14 protein-coding genes are annotated in these 18,899 nt (G+C 41.1%); 3 read left to right on the top strand and 11 right to left on the bottom strand.

All coding sequences use genetic code 11. The features are described 5' to 3' along the window. Positions 1 to 11: 11 nt before the first annotated feature. From NSQ72_RS05150 to addB, 4 genes are read right to left on the bottom strand one after another with little or no spacing between them, the layout of a single operon-like run. The gene (locus tag NSQ72_RS05150) at positions 12 to 3,407 is read right to left on the bottom strand and encodes an SMC family ATPase (protein ID WP_341083459.1); all 3,396 of its coding nucleotides are present in this window, start codon (positions 3,405 to 3,407) and stop codon (positions 12 to 14) included. Continuing rightward, positions 3,404 to 4,579, bottom strand: coding sequence for an exonuclease subunit SbcD (gene sbcD / locus NSQ72_RS05145; RefSeq protein WP_341083458.1), 1,176 nt, complete (start codon positions 4,577 to 4,579; stop codon positions 3,404 to 3,406). The genes NSQ72_RS05150 and sbcD overlap by 4 nt, the downstream gene beginning before the upstream one ends. A gap of 25 nt (positions 4,580 to 4,604) precedes the next feature. Further along, positions 4,605 to 8,309 (bottom strand): helicase-exonuclease AddAB subunit AddA, encoded by a 3,705-nt coding sequence (addA, locus tag NSQ72_RS05140; protein ID WP_341083455.1) that lies wholly within the window; start codon positions 8,307 to 8,309, stop codon positions 4,605 to 4,607. Further along, positions 8,287 to 11,796 (bottom strand): helicase-exonuclease AddAB subunit AddB, encoded by a 3,510-nt coding sequence (gene addB / locus NSQ72_RS05135; RefSeq protein WP_341083453.1) that lies wholly within the window; start codon positions 11,794 to 11,796, stop codon positions 8,287 to 8,289. The genes addA and addB overlap by 23 nt, the downstream gene beginning before the upstream one ends. A gap of 152 nt (positions 11,797 to 11,948) precedes the next feature. Between addB and NSQ72_RS05130 the strand changes: the two genes are divergently transcribed. Beyond that, positions 11,949 to 12,395, top strand: coding sequence for a ferritin-like domain-containing protein (locus NSQ72_RS05130; protein WP_039177646.1), 447 nt, complete (start codon positions 11,949 to 11,951; stop codon positions 12,393 to 12,395). A 197-nt stretch (positions 12,396 to 12,592) separates the two neighbouring features. Here NSQ72_RS05130 and NSQ72_RS05125 read toward each other — a convergent pair whose 3' ends face one another. The 3 genes from NSQ72_RS05125 to NSQ72_RS05115 are packed head-to-tail and all read right to left on the bottom strand — an operon-like array spanning position 12,593 to position 14,315. Next, positions 12,593 to 13,003 (bottom strand): DoxX family protein, encoded by a 411-nt coding sequence (locus NSQ72_RS05125; protein WP_039177642.1) that lies wholly within the window; start codon positions 13,001 to 13,003, stop codon positions 12,593 to 12,595. A gap of 57 nt (positions 13,004 to 13,060) precedes the next feature. After that, a complete protein-coding gene (locus NSQ72_RS05120; RefSeq protein WP_039177640.1) occupies positions 13,061 to 13,900 on the bottom strand; it encodes a M56 family metallopeptidase in 840 nt (279 codons plus the stop codon). Then, the gene (locus NSQ72_RS05115; protein WP_024425495.1) at positions 13,893 to 14,315 is read right to left on the bottom strand and encodes a BlaI/MecI/CopY family transcriptional regulator; all 423 of its coding nucleotides are present in this window, start codon (positions 14,313 to 14,315) and stop codon (positions 13,893 to 13,895) included. The genes NSQ72_RS05120 and NSQ72_RS05115 overlap by 8 nt, the downstream gene beginning before the upstream one ends. Before the next feature lie 267 nt (positions 14,316 to 14,582). Here NSQ72_RS05115 and NSQ72_RS05110 point away from each other — a divergent pair, with 267 nt between their 5' ends. Next, entirely contained in the window at positions 14,583 to 15,728 is a 1,146-nt protein-coding gene (locus NSQ72_RS05110; protein ID WP_058838811.1) for an AbrB family transcriptional regulator, read from the top strand. Between the two features lie 36 nt (positions 15,729 to 15,764). On the opposite strand, the gene lepB is transcribed toward NSQ72_RS05110, so the two are convergent. After that, entirely contained in the window at positions 15,765 to 16,277 is a 513-nt protein-coding gene (gene lepB / locus NSQ72_RS05105; protein WP_039177636.1) for a signal peptidase I, read from the bottom strand. After that, the gene (locus tag NSQ72_RS05100) at positions 16,277 to 16,894 is read right to left on the bottom strand and encodes a TVP38/TMEM64 family protein (RefSeq protein WP_024425492.1); all 618 of its coding nucleotides are present in this window, start codon (positions 16,892 to 16,894) and stop codon (positions 16,277 to 16,279) included. The genes lepB and NSQ72_RS05100 overlap by 1 nt, the downstream gene beginning before the upstream one ends. A gap of 159 nt (positions 16,895 to 17,053) precedes the next feature. Here NSQ72_RS05100 and NSQ72_RS05095 point away from each other — a divergent pair, with 159 nt between their 5' ends. Further along, positions 17,054 to 17,422 (top strand): hypothetical protein, encoded by a 369-nt coding sequence (locus NSQ72_RS05095; protein WP_341083451.1) that lies wholly within the window; start codon positions 17,054 to 17,056, stop codon positions 17,420 to 17,422. A gap of 62 nt (positions 17,423 to 17,484) precedes the next feature. On the opposite strand, the gene NSQ72_RS05090 is transcribed toward NSQ72_RS05095, so the two are convergent. Together NSQ72_RS05090 and NSQ72_RS05085 are read right to left on the bottom strand one after the other, a co-directional pair. Next, positions 17,485 to 18,441, bottom strand: a complete 957-nt coding sequence (locus tag NSQ72_RS05090; protein ID WP_341083450.1) for an LCP family protein — start codon at positions 18,439 to 18,441, stop codon at positions 17,485 to 17,487. 177 nt (positions 18,442 to 18,618) lie between these two features. Then, complete coding sequence (locus NSQ72_RS05085) at positions 18,619 to 18,897, bottom strand: barstar family protein (protein WP_144464992.1); 279 nt, start codon at positions 18,895 to 18,897, stop codon at positions 18,619 to 18,621. Positions 18,898 to 18,899: the final 2 nt, after the last annotated feature.

Below are 18,899 nucleotides of genomic sequence, written 5' to 3'. Positions count from 1 at the left end.
CACCTCAATATTTACATTAATTCCATTGAGACTGTTGTCCCTTTCCCGCTTGGATCTGCTGGATGGACAATCAGTTTCTTCGGCAGCCGCATTTTCAATTCTTCCACATGGCTGATGACACCAACAGCTAAGTTTTGGGATTGTAATTTCTCTAATGCGGTAATGACCGTATCAAGCAAGTCTTGATCAAGGGTACCAAAGCCTTCATCAAGGAAAAAGAATTGCAGCGGAAACTCACCTCTCAGCTGAATCTGCGCTGAAAGAGCTAGTGCAAGCGCAAGCGACGTCAGGAAGGTTTCCCCGCCGGACAAGCTGGACACTGGACGTCTGACACCGCCATTTGCATCATCGCGCATGACAAAGCCGCCTTCTGAATCCACCTCAATCGCATATCTTTGTCTTGTCAAAATACCAAGACGGGCAGATGCATCACGACTGACACTTTCCAGCTGTTCTTCTGCTAAGAACTCAACAAATGTATTTCCTTTAAACACGGTTTGCAGCTTATCGAGCCGATCAATTTCTTGTTGCAGCTCCGCTAAGCGTTCATGAATACTTGCAAATCGCTGGTGATTTTCTTCCATCACACGCAGATGTTCATAAGCAGAGCCGCTCATCACTGTTGCTTCTTCTAATGCCTTTTCTGCCGCTTCTTTCCTCAGTTGAATATCAGTCCACTGCTCTTCATCTAGTGACTCATCTTTCAGCAGTTCAGAAATTCGCTTTAAGTTTGCAGCACATTGCTTTCTTTTATCCTCAAATTCATCAATTTCTTGTTTAACTGATTGACGTACTGCCTGATTCAGGAAAGCAAATTCAATCTCTTGAGGCTTATCAAAAGGAGAAGACCCCGATTCTTTATCCCATGCTGCTCGTGCTTCTTGTTTTCTTCGTTCAGCCTCTTGAAGCTGACGCTCACTGCTTGAAAAATAGCTTTGTGCCTGACTAAAGAGCTCCTGCGCATGCTGTAATTGCTTGTACGATTGCTGTTCCATTTCATTGAGACGAGCAAGCGTGTGTTCAACCTCGATCAGTTCTTCAGAAATGGAGACAGCTTTTAATGGATATCGCCCTAAATCTGTTTCATATTGATGAATGAGCTTTTGCTGACTTTCCAGCTGATGCGCTAGTTTATCAAGTTCCTTCTCCACATCGTATATGACTGTTTGCAGCTGTTCTTTTGCCTGCTGTTTTTCTTCTAAAAATGAAATGCTTTTCTCAATCCGCTCTTTATAGCCTTCCGCTTGCTGGTCCTTTTCATCTATTTGCTTTTGCATCTCTTGTACTTGATGCAAAGTAAAGTGCGGGAAGGCCTGTTCAAATTGAGATGTTTGCTCTGAAAGCTCAGATTGAAGCTCCTTGATCAGCCCGTCTAATTCTTCGATACGCTGCTGTTCAAATGTCATCTGATCTTTTATCTTGTTTATCTCTGCTGTTTGATCATGTGTTTCATCCATTAAACGAGCTCGTTTACGATCAACTTCTTGAATATCTTGTTTCAAGCCTTTCCATTCTTGCATGAGATACTGCAAGGACTCCGGATTTTGCACTGCTTCTACTGCTGCCGCAACTTCCGCACCTGGAGCTTTCTGAGATAAAAAGGCAAATTGTTTTACTAATTGATTAGCGTGCGTTTCCAATAGCTGCTTGGCGGCATACATGTCTCTTGTGTATTCCTCTGCCTGCTTAAGCTCTGTGTCCATCCGTTGAATCACTTCATCGATTTGTGCCACTGTTTCTTCATGGTCATTGTTTTCCAATGCCTTTGAGTCATGATGAACCGATCCACAAACAGGACATGGCTCACCATCTACAAGCTCTGCCGCTAATTCTTTTCTTAATTCCGCCGCCCTAACAGCATCACGCTGTTTTAATTTTTCGAGCTTCTGACTTTGTTCTCTTTTACTCCATTCTGTAAAAGCCCGTTCGAATTCACATACATAGAAATAGAGCTGTTCAATCGCTTGAAACGATTGGTCTATTTTTTCATGATGGTCTTTTTGCTGTTTTTGAAGCTTTTCAAATGCTGCTGCGGTCTGTGTTGATCGCTTTTTGAGCTCCTCCATCTTTTGTTCTTCCTTGTGTATGCTTTGATGTATTCTTTGAACATTTTCGCTTAATCGCAAAGCATCCTGTACACTTTTCCGTTCTTTTACAGAGACTTGTAATGGCTCCAGCTCACGCTTCAGCTGTGTTTGTTTTGCCAGTGCACGTTCTAACAATGATTGGAGATTGTCTGCTTCTTCTTTTTTTTGTAATAATTGCTGCGCTGTATTATTTTTTCTCTGTTCGATTGCCGTCTTTTCCTGAAGAGCCGCCTCTTTTTTTCGTTCAATTTCCTTTAGCTGAATCAGCTGCTCTTTCTTTTGGAGAAGTTCCGGCTCAGTTTCTATTTTCTTTTGTCTGGCTTGCTCATAGTTCTGCGTCATTTGATCATAGATCGTTCGTTGATGCAGAAGCTGATTTTCTGCTTCCTGCTTCTCTTTTAATGCTTGAGAAAGCTGATTTTCAGCCTTTGTTAATGCATCCGCATAGGGCTTTAATGCCTCTGCCTGCTCAGCAATATGAAGCTTGGCCCTTTTTTCTTCCATTGATGGTGCCAGTTGATTCAGATGGTTTAGTTCCGTCTCATAAGCTTCTTGTTCCTTTTGATACTGCCAAATTGTTTGCGCCTTTGTAAAAACAGTGAACGCTTCATCCCGCGCTTGTTTTTTCTCATGAAAAATAGCCTTTGCCTGCTCTGCCGCTTCCTTTGCCTTTGCGAGCGCCTCTGGACCAGCTTCACCTAAACCATTCAGCTCAGCAAGCAGTTCATTTTTTTGTCCATACTGATTCTGCGCCTTTGCACGCAAACGTTTGACGAGCTGATCCCCATACTTTTCCAGGTTAAACAAACGCTGAAGCATTTGTCGTCTATCGGCTCCTTTTAAGGAAAGGAATTCTGCAAACTTCCCTTGGGGCAAGACGACCGCACGCGTAAAATCATCAATGGTTAACCCGAGTAATTCCTCTATTTTACGATTGACCTCACTCGCTTTATCTGCAAGGACTGTCTGCGTATCACCAATTTCAATCAGACGGCATAGTGTCGTTCTGACTTTCATTTCATCCGCCCGCTTAAAAGCACGTTCGACTTTATAAGAAATATGGTGTTCCTTCTGCAAAGCGAACGTAAAGGAAACTGACAGTTTCTCTTCCGCTTGGTTCAAAATACCATGTGTATTATTTAATGCCCGTTCCACTTTGCCATAGAGTGCCAGGGTCATCGCGTCTAATATGGACGATTTTCCGCTTCCTGTCGGTCCAAAAATGCCAAACACACCTGCATCACATAATGAGCTAAAGTCAATTGTTTGCTCTTCTCTGAAGCTATGAAGTCCTTTAATGGTTAGCGTAATCGGCTTCAAGTCGCTTCCTCCTCTTGCATTTCATTGGCGAGCTCCAAAAACAGCTTGACTGTTTTTTCATCAGGAAGTCCGCCGCCTGTCTGGCGCTCATAAAATTTCACGAACCGCTCTTCGATCGAGAGCTTTTCAACTTGCTTTTGTTCTTCCAATTGCTGCAGTTCTTTAAATTTTGGTCTAATATGAACAAACCCGCTATGCTGCTTTCGGAGCTGATGGATATCTTCTATAGAGAGCTGATCTGTTAAATGAATCTCTAAATCAATCCATGCCTGAAGATCCCGTTTTTCATCCAGCCACTCGTGTACTTGACTAAGTCCCTCAGTCGCCTTCCATTTCACAAGTGGTTTTCCGCTTGATAACAACACTTCTTTCCAGCTTGCTTTTTCATTAGGTTTTGCTTCAACAATCGTGACTGATTTGGCATATCCTGATTCAGAAAAGCTGTAAGCAAGAGGTGACCCGGAATAGCGGGCGATCGTTTTGGCACGCTTGATGGTTTGCGGCCGGTGCAAATGACCAAGGGCCACATAGCAGGCTGCTTCTGGCAGACTTTCAGCCGCAACGGTATATGCACCGCCTACTTCAATCGGTCTTTCTGAATCTGTTTGACTTCCTCCTGCCACATAAATATGGCTCGTCGCGATATTGACCGTATCGGCTTGAAATTGAGTGCTTAAATGCTGGAATGCTTGTTGTATTTTTAAATTGTAATGATCACGAAGCACTTTCTCTTCAAATGTTTCAGCCAGTACCTCGTTTAGTCTCGCTTCAGACGGATAAGCGAGTGCTGCAATGGATAAACGCTCACTCGAAGAAGGAACATCGACGCGGATGATATCATTTGTCGGATATCCAATTAAATGAATCCCCTGATCATTTGTTAAAGGAGATGCGGCGGATAGTCGATCCGGATTATCATGGTTGCCTGAGATGACCACGACCTGACGTTTTCCTTTATCAGATAAGGCGGATAGACTTTCATAAAAAAGCTGCTCTGCTCTAGCAGGCGGATTCACTGTATCAAAGGCGTCTCCAGCCATGACAATGACATCAATGTGTTCGTCTTTTACGATTTGATACAGCTCATCTAAAAACTGTGCTTGCTCATCAAGCCGGCTTCGGCCTTCAAGGGTTTTTCCTAAATGCCAATCCGCCGTATGCAGAATCCTCATGTGATTCACCTCTCATTCGAAACATTTATAATGAAATTTCTATATTCCCATCAAAGAAATAAAGAATTTTCTCCTCTAATGTTCTGTTTGTTAAACGTTCTACTGCTTTTGCATATAACGCTATTTGAGTTTCATAGCGTTTTTTCAATATAGGCACAGCTGCTTCAAGGCCGTCTGTAAATCTGCCTTGCACTCTATCGGTTTTATAATCTAGTAAATATAGCTTTCCGTCCGTTTCAAATAAACAGTCAATCATCCCTTGAATAAGGACAGGCTCCCCCTCTGCATCAATATGGCTGTATACCTCTTTAACAGGTAATACCATACTAAATGACACTTCTCGTTTTACCCAGTCCGCTTTTCGCAGCTTTTGACCAATAGAAGTAGAGAAGAAGGCTGCAATTCCTTCTTGATCAATTGACTGGACTTGCTCATTTGTTAGCAAGTCTCGCTGCTGTAAGGAATCGAGCAGCTGCTGTATACGTGAATCATCGTAGGGCTCGTCAGAAGGAAGCACAATATGCTGCATGACTGTGTGCATTGCGGTGCCTTGCTCTGCGGCAGTGAGTGCTTTTTTCTTCATGAAAGCCGGCCGGTCATACAACGTGGCACGAGCTTTTCGAAGAGAAGAAGGAACACTGTACTCATCCTGTATTTCTTTCATTCTCTTTATCTCGGAAACAGACTGCTTTGTGCCGACTTGTGAGGCCGCTAGATATGGGTACCTCCATGAAAGTCTCTCTGCTACTTTCTCATCAGCATCACCATATTCTTCAACAGGCAGCCCCTCCATCAAAGCTTGTACCACCTCGTCTTGCTGCTCCTTTTCAAGTGACATATCTTCTTTTAGAAGATCGGAAGCTTGAGTAAATGAGATTGTGAATGCTGATGGATGCGAAAGAACAACATCACCTGTTTCTTCTAAAATAGATGACATTGCTTGGTGACGGATGAGAGCAGGACCAATAAAATCTAAGTATGTTTTCGATTGATAACGTTCAAAATCAGGGAGCAGCCAATCTTCTCCGGTTGCAGCATTTTGCCATTTGCTTAATGCTTTCACCTGATTTTTCACAGAGCCGACCAGAAATAATTTTTCCTTAGCTCTTGTGAGCGCCACATATAGAACTCTCAGCTCTTCAGATAATAGCTCTTTCCTCATCTTTTTTTTCATCGCTACAAGCGGTAATGTTGCATAACTAATTCTCAGCTCAGGATGGATATACTTGCTTCCAAAACCTAGCTCTTTATCAAGTAAATAGGACTGGTTTAAGTCCATCATATTAAAGTTCCTGCCGAGTCCTGCGGTAAAGACGATTGGAAATTCTAACCCTTTACTGCTGTGAATCGTCATCATGCGAACAACATCTTCTGTTTCACTGAACGTTTTTGCCGCACCAAGATCATCTCCACGCTCCTGCATTCTTTCGATAAAACGAAGAAAACGGAACAGTCCTCTAAAGGCAGCTTTTTCATACTGCTTTGATCGATCATAAAGAGCGCGGAGATTCGCCTGTCTCTGCTTGCCTCCAGGCATCCCGCCAACGTAATCTAGATACTGCGTATCGCGGTATAATTCCCAAATCAATTCCGCTACTGAATGATTCATCGAGAAATCACGCCATTTACGTAGCAACCTGAAAAACCGTTCTAGTTTTTTGCATGTAGGGTGATCTGAATGAGTCACACTCATAAATGCCTTCACAGCATCATAATAAGTGCCTTTTTTATCACTCGTACGAATCAGTGCCATTTCATTTTCGTCTAAATGGACAAGTGGTGATCTTAATACAGCTGCAAGCGGGATATCCTGATATGGATTATCAATGACTTTTAACAGAGAAAGAATGACAGACACCTCTGTTGCTTCAAAATAACCGGAAGAAAGATTCGCATACACAGGGATTCCCTGCTTCTTCAATTCCTCCATCATTTGCGGGGCCCATGGCATAGAACGAAGCAAAATCACAATGTCCCGATACTGCAAGTTACGGGTCATTTGCTGTTTTGCATCGTACACTTGAAATGGCTGCTCCACCAATTGTCTTATTTTTTTAGCAATGACTCTCGCTTCAAGCTGTACGGTCTCTAGTTCTTCTCGCTCTTCGTCAGTTTCTGCTTCCTGTTGATCTAAATGGACAAGAAGCATTTCTGTCGTTGTATCTTTACTTTCTGGATAACTCGCTCCAAGCTTTAATTCAGCTTGTTCATCATATTCAATTTCTCCAACTGTTTCCCCCATCAGCTGTTTGAACAAAAAGTTCGTACTGTCTAACACATCTGAACGGCTGCGGAAGTTTTTATTTAAATCAATTCTCTTCCCTGTTTCTTTGCCGTCTGATGTAAATTGTTTATATTTATTTAAAAAGAGCATGGGCTCAGCCAGTCTAAAACGATAAATGGACTGCTTTACATCACCAACCATAAACAGGTTGCCGTCTGCGGCATGTTCCCCTTTAGATACAAGCTTTAAAATCGTTTCTTGTACAAGGTTTGTATCTTGGTATTCATCAACGAGCACTTCTTCAAACTGCTGTTGATAGTACTTGGCCGCTTCTGTTTCGATCAAATTTCCTTCCGCATCCTGCTCTGCTAAAATGCGTAAGCAATAATGCTCTAAATCCGAAAAGTCCACGATTGATTTTTCTTGCTTCGCTTTTTCGAAACGCTGTCCAAATTGGATGACAAGCTCCACAAGTGTTTCGACCACCGGCTTCATTTCAGCTAAGCTTTTCAAATGCTGGGCTGGACTGCGCATAAAGTATTCATCTTTAAGTTTTTCTAATTGTTTTTTTGCTTGATTGCGTGCTTCTGTGGCTTTTTCTAACAGCACAGGGTCATATTCGTCCCCTTTACATGTTTTGAGCCTTTTAAAATTGATGTTTGGCAAAAGCTCGTAAAGCTTTTCAAAATCATTTTGGTGCCTGATTAATTCATTGACTTGCTCTAAATCATCTATAAAATTTTCTGCTCTCGGTGCCGGGCCGCCCGGTTCTTTTGATAGGGCGAGAGCTCGTTCGAGTAGTTCGAGACAGCTTCGAAAAACGAGAGAAAGATCCTCTTTGATATATGGGTAAAACGGTAATTGTTCTACTTTTGTTTGAGCATCTACATCATAAAGAGAAAGAAATGCCCTCATCCATTGCTCAGGTGAAGGGTGAGATCTGGAAAACTCATAAATTCTCTTCACAAGCCATTGCAAGTCTAAATCATGGCGGTCAGAAGTATAGCGATCAACCAGTTCAAAGAACGATGGCTTTCCAGCCTTATATTCATCCTCAAACAGTTCATCTAACACTTCATCTCCTAATAATTCTCCTTCTGTTTGATCAGCCAAACGGAAGCCTGGATCAAGGTCAATTTCATAATAAAAGGTGCGCAGAACCTGCAAACAAAAGGAGTGCAAGGTAGAAATATTGGCACGATTCATGAGCGACAGCTGTCTTCTCATATGAAGGGACCCGGGGTTTTTCGCTAATTCCTTTTCAAGTGCTTCTGTGATCCGATGCTTCATCTCTGCCGCAGATGCATTTGTGAAAGTCACAACGAGCAGACGATCCACATCAACTGGATCTTCTGGACGGGTCATTTTTCGAATCAGCCGTTCAACCAAAACAGCTGTTTTACCTGACCCTGCTGCCGCCGCAACAAGGATATCTTGTCCTTCTGAAACGATGGCTTCCCATTGGTCATCCGTCCAAGTACTGTTATTCGGTTTTGGTATTTGCATACTGATCCCCTTCTTTTTTGATCCGGTCTATCACAACATCATCCTTTTCAGATGATAGCACTCTAAATTCATTATCCTCTATCGATTCATCAAATTGGCAAATAGACTTAAATGAACAAAAGCGGCATGGTGTTTGATCCTTCAATTTATATGGATTAATGGCTATTTCACCATTTGTAATTCTTTCGCCTGCTTCTTCAAATGTGCGCCGAACGTGCTGTGTGAGTATATGGAAATGATCTTCACTTAAAACAGCAGAGTCAGAACGGAAAGATCCGTCCTTTTTCAAACCGGCTTGAATGACTTGTGATCTTCCTGATTCAAGCGTTTGATCCATTAGCTTTACCGCTTCTACATCTTCAAGCAATAGACCTTTCATTTTAAATTTCTTGAATATTTCCTGCTCAATTTCATCCTCTGCAAGCGGAATCGGTGCTTGAATAAGCGGATCATGGATATGGAAATATAAAATGCCAGCTGGCTTTGCTTCTACACCGAGCCATTCCTTCGAATACGTAATGGTTAAATCTAAGTAAGTGAGCATTTGCAAGGCCAGCCCATAGTATACCTCTGCTAGATCAAGACCTTTCTCACTCGATTTGTAGTCGACGATTCTCAACAACAGCCCTTTTGAACCTTCTGCTTTATCTACGCGGTCAATTCTTCCGACAAGCTCCATCGTGCAGCCATTTTTCAATTGAAAAGTAAACGGCGGAAGAGGTCCTTGGCCGCCAAACCCTAACTCAAGTCCAACGGGAGAAAATCCACTCACTCTTGCATGCTCACTTAAGATAGAAGAGACTCGAATTAAGATTTTTTGGAGTTTTTCTTTAATATAAGCATGCCGATTAGAGCTTAAGAGGATTTCCTTTTGAAGACGCGGAGCAAGCTGTTCGATTGCATGTCTTGAATAGTTGACACAGTCATCCTTCGTTAAGTTTTTCCAATCCTTTTTTTGTTCAACAAGCGTATCTGAAATATGCTTTAAAGCCGAGTGAAACAGCTGGCCGATATCGGGTGCTTCCAATTTATAAAATTGCCGGTCCTTTAGTTTTAACCCGTGGGAAGCAAAGTGAGAAAATGCACACGCATTGAATTTCTCCATTCTTGAAACACTGCCTTGAATGTGATCACCGTAAAGTTCTTTTGTGACGTTTGGTTTTAAGCGCTTTGCTCGATTTGTAAAAAACAAACTCGACAAGATGTTTTTTGATACATCCCGATGAGTTGACGTTATCAAATAATTATAAACACTCCACCATACACCACTGATGGGATATTGGTTGAGCCATTGCTGCAGCTGCGAGACAGTATACGATAACGAGACATGCTCATTCGCTACAAATTTTAATTGCTCCTCGTCATCCAGCTGTTCCGGGTCTAACACATACAAAGCATGCTGATGATTTGGCATAAGCTCCTGACAATACTTGATAAGAGTCGAAGGCAATAAAGAGCGCCCCTCTTCATCTGACACTGAATAAGACAGATACAAATGATGAGATGGACTCGACAGCGCCTGGTAAATTAAAAATTGCTCATCTAGCAGCCGTTCCTTTCCTGTCTCTGCCAGCTCTGCTCCTGCTCGCTTTAACCATTCCCTGTCATCCTCAGACAAAACACTTTCGTCAGAAGGGCGTGCGGGAATAACGCCATCATTTACCCCAATGATAAACATACACTTCACTTGATACATTCTTGATAAATCCATACTTCCGATAAATACTTGGTCGAGTGAAGGCGGAATTAAAGCGAATTTTAAAGAGGCCAATCCTGTATCCATCATTTGCTGGAATAAAGGAAATGAGAGCTCCTCCTCACCGAGCATTTCAACGAATTCATCCATTAATTGAATAACAGCATCCCATACTTGTCCATGCTGCATGGCTTCAGCTAATCTACCTGCTTCTTCTGCTTCCAGCCTAGCCTTTTCAAGTTTATCCGGCACTTGTATTTCCTCTAAAAAGACATAGACTGCCTCCACCATGTCTTTTACCTTTTGCGCTTTTTTCAGCCTTTTTTGCAATTGGAAAAGCGGAGGTGCAATCCATTCCTTTACATCATTCAGCATCTGTTCCATTTCAATTTCTTGATCTGTTTGTCCAAAATCCTCATCTAAAGATTGGAATCGTCTGTAGTGGAAACGGGAGCCGTTTGTCCAGCGTTCTCCTTTTACACCATAAGCAATACAGTAGTTTTCAAGCTGATCTGCCTGTTCTCTCGCTTTGTTTTTGGCAAGTTCGAGCGGAAATAAGAACTCTGTTTTCACGCAGCGAAACACGGCCTCATACCGCCAGTTTCCTTTTATGACATCCAAGCTCGAACGAATCAATTCAATAAGCGGGTGATACTGCATTGATTCATTTCCATCAATAAAAAAAGGAATATCGTAATCTCGAAAAACCTCTTTTAACGTATCTTTATAGTCATCTACATGCCGTGCGACAACTGAAATATCTCGCAGTCTAAGTCCTTCTTCTCTCACTAAATGAAGAATTTCTCTCGCTACACCCTCAATTTCAGCTCGTTTACTCGCACTTTTAGACACTGTGAGATGAGGGGTTACTTCCTGATATGGCTGCACCGGTCTCTGCTCATATTGGCGTTCTAAATAAGCAAGATCTGGCGTATGAAGATGCCGGTTATTTCTCTCCAAAATGTGCTCAGAAATGACCGCTCCGCACTCTTTGGCAAGCTGATAGAGCTGGAAATACGTTTTACCAGTCATACGAAATAAATCAAGTTCATTTGGCTGCTTATCATGGTAGGAACGATCCACTGTGAACGCAGCCGTTATTTTCTCAGCATGAAGCAGAAGCTGTTCAATGACGAGAAGCTGCTGCGGTGTAAATTGATAAAAGCCATCTATATAAATATGTGCTCCTTTTATTTCTTCAGATAGAGGAATTTGCTGCGTGAGAAGCGTCAAATAGTCTTCTGAGTGCACATATTCATCTTGTAAATGCTGCTCCATCTGCTGATAAAGAACATGCAGATCATGCAATTTTTCGCCTGCCCGTCTTTCTTCTGTATACTCTGAATGCATGCTCGATAATGAAATTTTTTCAATATCCTCCGGCAACATGCAGTATCTTTTGAACTCAGCCATCGTCTTTTCGATTTGCTCGACAAACCCTGGCTTATCACTCGCTTTTTTGAATACCTTAAACTTTTCTTTCTCTTCTTCAATTACTTTTCTTAAAAGCATTTGAATTCCTGTGCTTGTCACAAATTGCCGGTTCGCTCCGCCAGTCTGCTGTAAAATAGACCAAGCAAGACGCGTGAAACTAAATACTTTGGCCCTGATCATCCCGCCAGCTTCAGACGTTTTTGCAAGCTCGTACTCCATTAAGAATGTCATTTGATCCGGGACTAAAAAAATGATTGGCGGACCCAGCGGATCTAGCCGAAGCTGTTCTTTGATTTCCTCTAAGATTGCAGTCGTTTTTCCACTCCCCGATCTGCCTGCTAAAAACTGAATCTCCACGCTCCACAACACCTTTCTTATGTACTCATATTCTAGCGAAAATAGAATTAAATAGCTATTTTCCCCTTCTCCTTCCTAAAAAGATATAGGCACCTTTCCTAACTCTTCTCATATCATAAACCATCATGAACTTAAAGGAGGCTGGCAATATCATGTATTACGGTTATTATGACTACTCGCCATATGACATGCGCCAAAACACAAGGATCATTTCTGACCTTGAAAAAGCGATCAATGGTGAATATTCTGCGATCCAATGCTACGAAAAACTTGCCCAAAGAGCAAAAACTCCTGAGGCAAAAAAAATCATTCAAGAAATACGCCAGGATGAAGTCAGACACTATCAACTATTTACAAAGCTATATTATTCTTTAACAGGTAAAAACCACAAACCAAGCGTAACAGAACCTTGTCCAGATCAATTTAGAGAAGGGCTTCTTTTCGCATTTAAAGATGAACAAAGAACGGTCGATTTTTACTTAACGGTATCAGATTATGTCCGGGATCAAGGAACAAAAGAGCTGATGAAACGTATTGCTCAAGATGAACAGCAGCATGCTGTATGGTTTTTATATCTTTTAACGCACCATGTGTCTTAGATAGTCCTATTTTAATAGGAGATCGTATGTTCCGTCAAAAAATGAAATCGTCTTTTTGTTCATTCAATCTATAAAATAAAGGACTATTTTCAGCAAACCTCTCATCTCTTTCCCTTTTTCAAACGTGAAAACAACAATTTGATAAATAAAAAAACTCCTCTGCCACACATAGCAGAAGGAGTTTTTTTCATGATCGTTTAATGAAATTTTGCTTCATTGCTTTGCTGCTGATGTTTTAGCAGCCCATCAATGGACAGCATCTTACTGCCGCTAAGTGTTAAATAAAGCGCCATGACAAGCAGTGATAGTTCAAATTCATAACCGCCAACAAATCCTTTAGAAAAACCAACCGTCATAATCGCCACAGCCATAATCGGTACAAATAGCGCAGCGAAAATACGTGTTCCTAGACCTAAAATCAAGGCGATACCACCGACCAGTTCAATTGTCTTCACAATATAGGCCATAAATTCCGGTATACCGATTTGTCCAAAGAATGCCGCTGTTCCTCCCAGACCTCCTTGATATGCCTGAAGTCCGTGTAGAAAGAAGATCAAACCTAAAATAACACGCACGAAAAGTGTTCCTATTTCTTGATTCGTTTTCATATAGTGATTTCCTCCTGTTTTTACACTACATAATGTAATGTTAATAAGTAAAAAAAATTAGTAATTTAGATTAAGCATAATCATCAAGACCACCATGAGAATGGTTGATGTGACAATGGGAATGATGGGTACATTGAAAGGAATATTGTATGTTGGATTTAAGATCTTTTGTATTCTTAAATTCAATGCCCGATCTCCAAAGGATACCGCAAACTTCGTTTGTTTTTGAAACTGAGTTCTCTTTTTAATGAGTTTCAAAAGGGCTTGCCCTACTCCAAGCTCAGTGCCTGTCTGCCGAATCGCATAGTCATCTGCGATCACTTCACGAAAAACGGAATAGCTTTGTCTCATATGCTTTAACACTGGAATGTACCAAATAACTTTTGTGAGCATTGAGAATGTGAAGGCCTTTAAAGGATCATAGCTGTATTTGTGGTGCAATTCATGATGAACAACAGCGTCAATCTCCTCTTCATCCAGCATGTCCATGAGAGACGTTGATAGGTAAACCTTTGGGTGAAGCATCCCCATGGCAAAAGCAAGCGGTTCATGACAATGAAACACAACGATGTCGTTTGCATATTTCTCAGATAAAGATTCGGTCGACTCGTGATTGACTGCAAGCATGAGATTTTGCTTGAATTGAATGTACGTTTTGATTTGCTTCGTCATATAGAAAATCGCAAATCCCAGTGTATAGAGCACTAAAGCATCTAGAAAATATTTCAAAGGAGTGAATCCATAGAATTCGAGAACAGATTGGCATACATGAATGAGATTATATGCTTGATTCCAGCCAAAAAAGCTTGAAAGCACGTAATACCCCATCTGATAAAAAATCGTTAAACCAATCAATATACCGCCTAAAAATAGCAGGCTCGATTTCATTTTATTCATTTTGCTGCTCCTCTTTTTTGGATGCCAGCCTTGCTTCAAGCACTTTGAGTAATTCAGGGTCAGCACTTTCAATTGCATCCACCATATGATTCACTGCCAGTGGACCAAAATCGTCCATCAGACCTTGCGTAATCCATTTTGTCTGCTCATTTAGAAATTCTTCTTTTGTTAAAATAGGATTATAAATAGATGAACGCCCTTTTGTTTTCTTCTCCACAATTCCCTTTTCGGTTAAGCGGTTCAGCACAGTCATCACCGTGTTGAAATTAATCGGCTTTTCATCTGACAGCTTCTGCTGCACTTCTTTAATCGGCATATCCTCACCTTGATAAAGGATCTCCATAATTCTTCCCTCTAAAGGACCGAAAAAACGATTCAATCCCTTTTCATTATATTTAAAAGAAGGAATTTTCATGTTATCACCTCACACTAAGGATTGTAGTGTAATTGAAAATGATAGTCAACTGATAACAAAAATAGGGGAAAATCGTTGTATATTTGTTTTTGTTTTTGGTAAAAATTATATCTTCACTTTTATTAAGAAGCTGTCAGGTTCTTGATAAGATAATCTTATGAAAATGGTAAAAAAATTCGTATTTTATTTATAGAGACTTTTGTATTATAGTGAAGATAACAACATTTCACTTACTGAACAAAATTATAGGAAGAAGGTTTACATGTGATGAAACAAGGAAACAGCCTTCGAACCGATCTCATTTTGATCGCAATAAGCGGTTTAGGTGGTTTTCTTTTGTCTTTAACAGGAATGTCTATTGGTTGGATGATCGGTACATTAATCACAGCTGCATTTATTGCCATGCGACGTCCCACCCTGTTTCAGCGTAAAGGAAACAACACCTTGCGTATTCACAGCAGATGGCTACTCCTTGGTCAATTTATTCTCGGAATCGAACTCGGACAAAAAATGAACATGAAAGTTCTTCATATTTTCGCTGAACATTGGCTCCCTGTGAGTTTCATGCTCGTTTTTTCTATTCTACTGGCGATGCTCTCTGGCTTTGCCTTATGGAAGCTGAGTAAAACAGATATGCTGACCAGCTTTGTCGGCACAGCACCAGGCGGTTTATCTGCTATGCCAGGGATTGCCCAAGAGGTTGGAGCAAATACAGCCGTTGTCAGTCTCGTACAAACAACACGTGTATTAATGGTGGTACTCACCATCCCTTTTACGGTGTTCTATTTAAATACAAAAAATCCAGCGGATGCAGCTGCAGGCATTCAAGGGAGCGCCTTTTCATCCGGTGTTTTCACCCTGTCAAACATCTCGTGGACTGCTGCACTTATTTTAGGTGCCTGGCTTATGTCACGCCTAGCGGTTCGTCTTCATTTCCCTGCCCCTTGGCTGATTGGCAGCATGTTAGGAGTTGCTGCTCTTCAAGTAGGTGCAGGTGCGCTCATAGGTCATGATTTGATTCCTTATTGGCCAGCACAAGCGAATATCGCATCACAGGTATTTCTAGGTGCAACCATCGGTTCAAAAATGAATAAACAGATGTTTGTCGGACTAAAAAACACGTTAATTGTAGCAGTCGTCAGCTCAGCTGGACTAATTGCTGCAACGGTTCTCAGTTCAATTGCCATTGCTGAGGTCACAGGGATTTCTGTCATTACAGCCATTCTTGCCTTTTCGCCTGGCGGTATTGCAGAAATGGCAACAACAGCAGTTACACTCCATGAGGACTCAACCTTTGTAGTAGCTGTACAAGTCGTTAGAATCATTCTTGTCATAGCTATGCTGCCACCGTTTTTTCGATTCTTACATCATGTCTGGGCAAAAAGACATCCTGAATATAAAGCCGCTAAATAAAAAAGAGACGCTTTGCATGTGCAGAGCGCCTCTTTTTTATTCATCCTGATTTCTTTTGACACCAACTACTTGATCTTTTGAAATCGTTCCAAAATGCCGGCTGTCAAAGCTATGTATTCGGTTATCTCCGATCACGAAGTAATGGTTTTTTTTGATTTTATCATGTCCTGTGATGGCTTTCAGCTGAAAATCCCCTGTCAGGACATTCCCCATTTTATGTTTTTTCTGCTCTTTTAAATAGGGTTCTTTCCATTTTGCACCATCCACAAATAGCTGATCATCGACATACTTGATCGATTCTCCCGGGAGCCCAATGACCCGTTTGATCAAAATTTGATTTTTTGGTCCGTGAAATAACACATAATCAAACCGACTAATTTTCGTGAGTTTTGGCGAGAACTTGTTGATTAATAATTCTGTTCCATCTGTAAATGTGGGGTCCATACTAACCCCTTCTACTTTATACTTCACAAACATGAAATTCTTTACCTGGAACAATAAGACGATGCATGTAATAATCATCAACCATAACAATGGCTTCTTTTTCATTAAGAGCCTCCTTTGTCCTCACGCTTGCTCATTCGAATGTTCAACCTATTTTCTACTCTCTTTCCAACATACCATAATAAAACGATAACTAGAACCGCAAAAACACTTCTTAACGGATTCTTTACTAAAGCAGAAAGGTCATAACCAATAAAACTAATGATAAAGAGCATGACACACTTACCAGCTAAAGCAGCTAATGAAAATTGCCACATGCTAATTCTTGATAAGCCTGCGACCACATTGACGGCAGCAGAAGGTGTAAAAGGAAAGCAGAGTAAAATAAATAACGGACCAAATCCCCGTTTCTCTACCCAAAGCATTAATTTCTTAATGGAAGGGTGTCTGCTAATAAAGTTCAGCATTCTCATCTGTCCAAATTTTCTGATCAGTAAAAAGACAAGAATAGAACCTGCACTTGCACCGATCCAGGTTAATAAAAAGCCTTCCCAAAGGCCGAATGCATTTGCATTTGCCACCGCAAACGCCACGAGTGGTAAAAAAGGAAGAAATGCTTCAATTAGAGGAAGCAATATAGCGACAATTGGTCCAAAGGCCTTGTAGCTTTCAAAAAATGATGTGATATTTTCATGAGTAAATAGAGAAAGAAATGATGTCAACTTGTTTGACTCCTTCAAGGTTAGTCTACATTTCATTTTACATGGAAAACATAAAAATATACAAATAAATCCCACTCGCCCCCCCCTTGAGATTGTTTGACTCATTCGATATAATAAATAAGAACGTTTGTTCTATTTATAAAGAAAGCAGGCTTAGACATGACGAGACTATCAAGAGTACAGCTTCAAATGATGGAACAGGCCATCTTTCTTCCTATGGTCATCTCCATCCTCAATCGTGATCTGACACACTTAAAACAACATCAAACATTTAAATTAAATGAACCATACATTCAGCTTGTGACCTCTGTGTTAAAGGAAGCACAGAAAGCACTTTATGAACTGAAGCAGGATTTACGTAAAGAAAGTATGAAAGTACAGCAAATTGAACACGATGAGGGATTTACAACGTACCTATTTATCATAAATGGCTATGAAGAAAAGCATAAATACTTTAATCCGCGTATACGTCACCGGGTAGAGGAACTGCTGACTCGATATTTTCTCCAACAAACAAATGAACTATAGGCTGAAATGCGGCGCGTTACACATGCAAAAAAAGCCTGCCGCGGCGGCAGGCTCCTACTTATTTATGATAATTCAAGCTGTTTTCTCAGCTCTGTTCTGACTTCGTTTAATTCTGGTCCATCTAACTCAAAATAATACACATTCCCAGGCTGATAATCATGACCCTTTAGCTGAATGGTATCTACTGATTTCAATGAGCTCAGTAATGGAAAAAGACCGATGAACTGTTTCATGGAAAGATTGGTTGAGACATTATCACCAAGCGTATCAATGATGTTGTCGTATGACGGGATCGAAGAAATCGATTTAGATTTTTCAAAGATGGCTTGAAGTGCTTCCATTTGGCGCTTTCCGCGCATGAGATCACTGTCTGCTTTTCTCGTTCTCACAAAGGCTAGAGCTTCTTCGCCATTCAGTCTATGAGTGCCTGTGCGCACTTGAACTTTTCCTTTTGAATCCTTTTCCATCTGTTTTACGATGCTTTCATCTTCAATCGTTACATCAATTCCGTTTAGCTCATCCACAATGTCTTGAAATGCCTTAAAGTTACCTGAAATCACATAGTCTACAGGAATGTTCAACAAGTTTTCGACCGTTTTGACTGACAAATCTGCACTCCCATACGCATGGGCGTGAGCAATTTTATCATATCCTCTTCCCGGTATATCCACATAAGAATCACGAGGAATACTGAGAAGCTTAATGGTTTTGTCTGTTCGGTTCACCGCCGCCAGTAAGACCGCATCACTTCTTGCTTCGTCTACCGTTTCACCTGGACGGCTGTCAATTCCAAGCAGCAGCACCGAAAAGCTGTCTTTTCCTGGATCAAAAGCTTTCACACGCTTTTGTGAGGTGTCTCCTCTTTCTAATGATACTTGCGCCTTATTCGACGCTTTTGAAATTTTATAATATGCGTATCCAGTCACGGACACTGCCATCACCATGACAAATGCCATGATAAACAGCACGGCTTTGACCCAAGGCCTTAGTCTTCTTTTTGATCTTGTTTTTTCCTTCATCCTTTCCGAACCCTCACTCTATCTTAGTCTATCAATGTAGGTCCCACTATAACATATTTTGATGAAAGTTTCCTTCATACAACATATTTTTATGAATCCACAATCTTAAACATCAGACAGCTCACCTATTTACAAATCAAATCAAAAAACAGCCTGCGGCAGCGGCTGCTTTTTCCATCATGATTGAATATCAAATTGAAATTGTCCCTTCAGTTCTTCTTCTGCTTCTTGAAATAACTGACGCAAGCTCTCAGCATAATCGCCAAGAGCGTCTTTGCTCGTTTGAAAATTCACCCATGTCAGTTCTACTGGAAGATCCACCTCTCCTGTTAAACAGTCCCAAAGAGCATCAAGGTTTTTCCCGTAATAATCAGGAAGGTGTAAAACGGTTTTTAGCTGATCATGAAGCTCTTCTTGCGACCTGCACACTGCGCCGTCCAGCTGCACTTTTTTCATGT

It is taken from the genome of Bacillus sp. FSL R5-0659 (assembly GCF_038008785.1).
Lineage (GTDB): Bacteria > Bacillota > Bacilli > Bacillales > Bacillaceae > Bacillus > Bacillus safensis.
The sequence above is the reverse complement of the archived record's forward strand: the minus strand, read 5'-3'. Positions and strand labels throughout refer to the sequence as shown.

Excerpts from the sequence above, each read along its gene's own strand:
- NSQ72_RS05085 (WP_144464992.1), bottom strand. The coding sequence starts at position 18,897 with ATGAAAAAAGTGCAGCTGGACGGCGCAGTGTGCAGGTCGCAAGAAGAG.
- sbcD (WP_341083458.1), bottom strand. The coding sequence starts at position 4,579 with ATGAGGATTCTGCATACGGCGGATTGGCATTTAGGAAAAACCCTTGAA.
- NSQ72_RS05120 (WP_039177640.1), bottom strand. The coding sequence starts at position 13,900 with ATGAATAAAATGAAATCGAGCCTGCTATTTTTAGGCGGTATATTGATT.
- NSQ72_RS05095 (WP_341083451.1), top strand. The coding sequence starts at position 17,054 with ATGACGAGACTATCAAGAGTACAGCTTCAAATGATGGAACAGGCCATC.
- NSQ72_RS05115 (WP_024425495.1), bottom strand. The coding sequence starts at position 14,315 with ATGAAAATTCCTTCTTTTAAATATAATGAAAAGGGATTGAATCGTTTT.
- lepB (WP_039177636.1), bottom strand. The coding sequence starts at position 16,277 with ATGAAAAAGAAGCCATTGTTATGGTTGATGATTATTACATGCATCGTC.
- NSQ72_RS05125 (WP_039177642.1), bottom strand. The coding sequence starts at position 13,003 with ATGAAAACGAATCAAGAAATAGGAACACTTTTCGTGCGTGTTATTTTA.
- NSQ72_RS05090 (WP_341083450.1), bottom strand. The coding sequence starts at position 18,441 with ATGAAGGAAAAAACAAGATCAAAAAGAAGACTAAGGCCTTGGGTCAAA.
- addA (WP_341083455.1), bottom strand. The coding sequence starts at position 8,309 with ATGCAAATACCAAAACCGAATAACAGTACTTGGACGGATGACCAATGG.
- NSQ72_RS05130 (WP_039177646.1), top strand. The coding sequence starts at position 11,949 with ATGTATTACGGTTATTATGACTACTCGCCATATGACATGCGCCAAAAC.
- NSQ72_RS05110 (WP_058838811.1), top strand. The coding sequence starts at position 14,583 with ATGAAACAAGGAAACAGCCTTCGAACCGATCTCATTTTGATCGCAATA.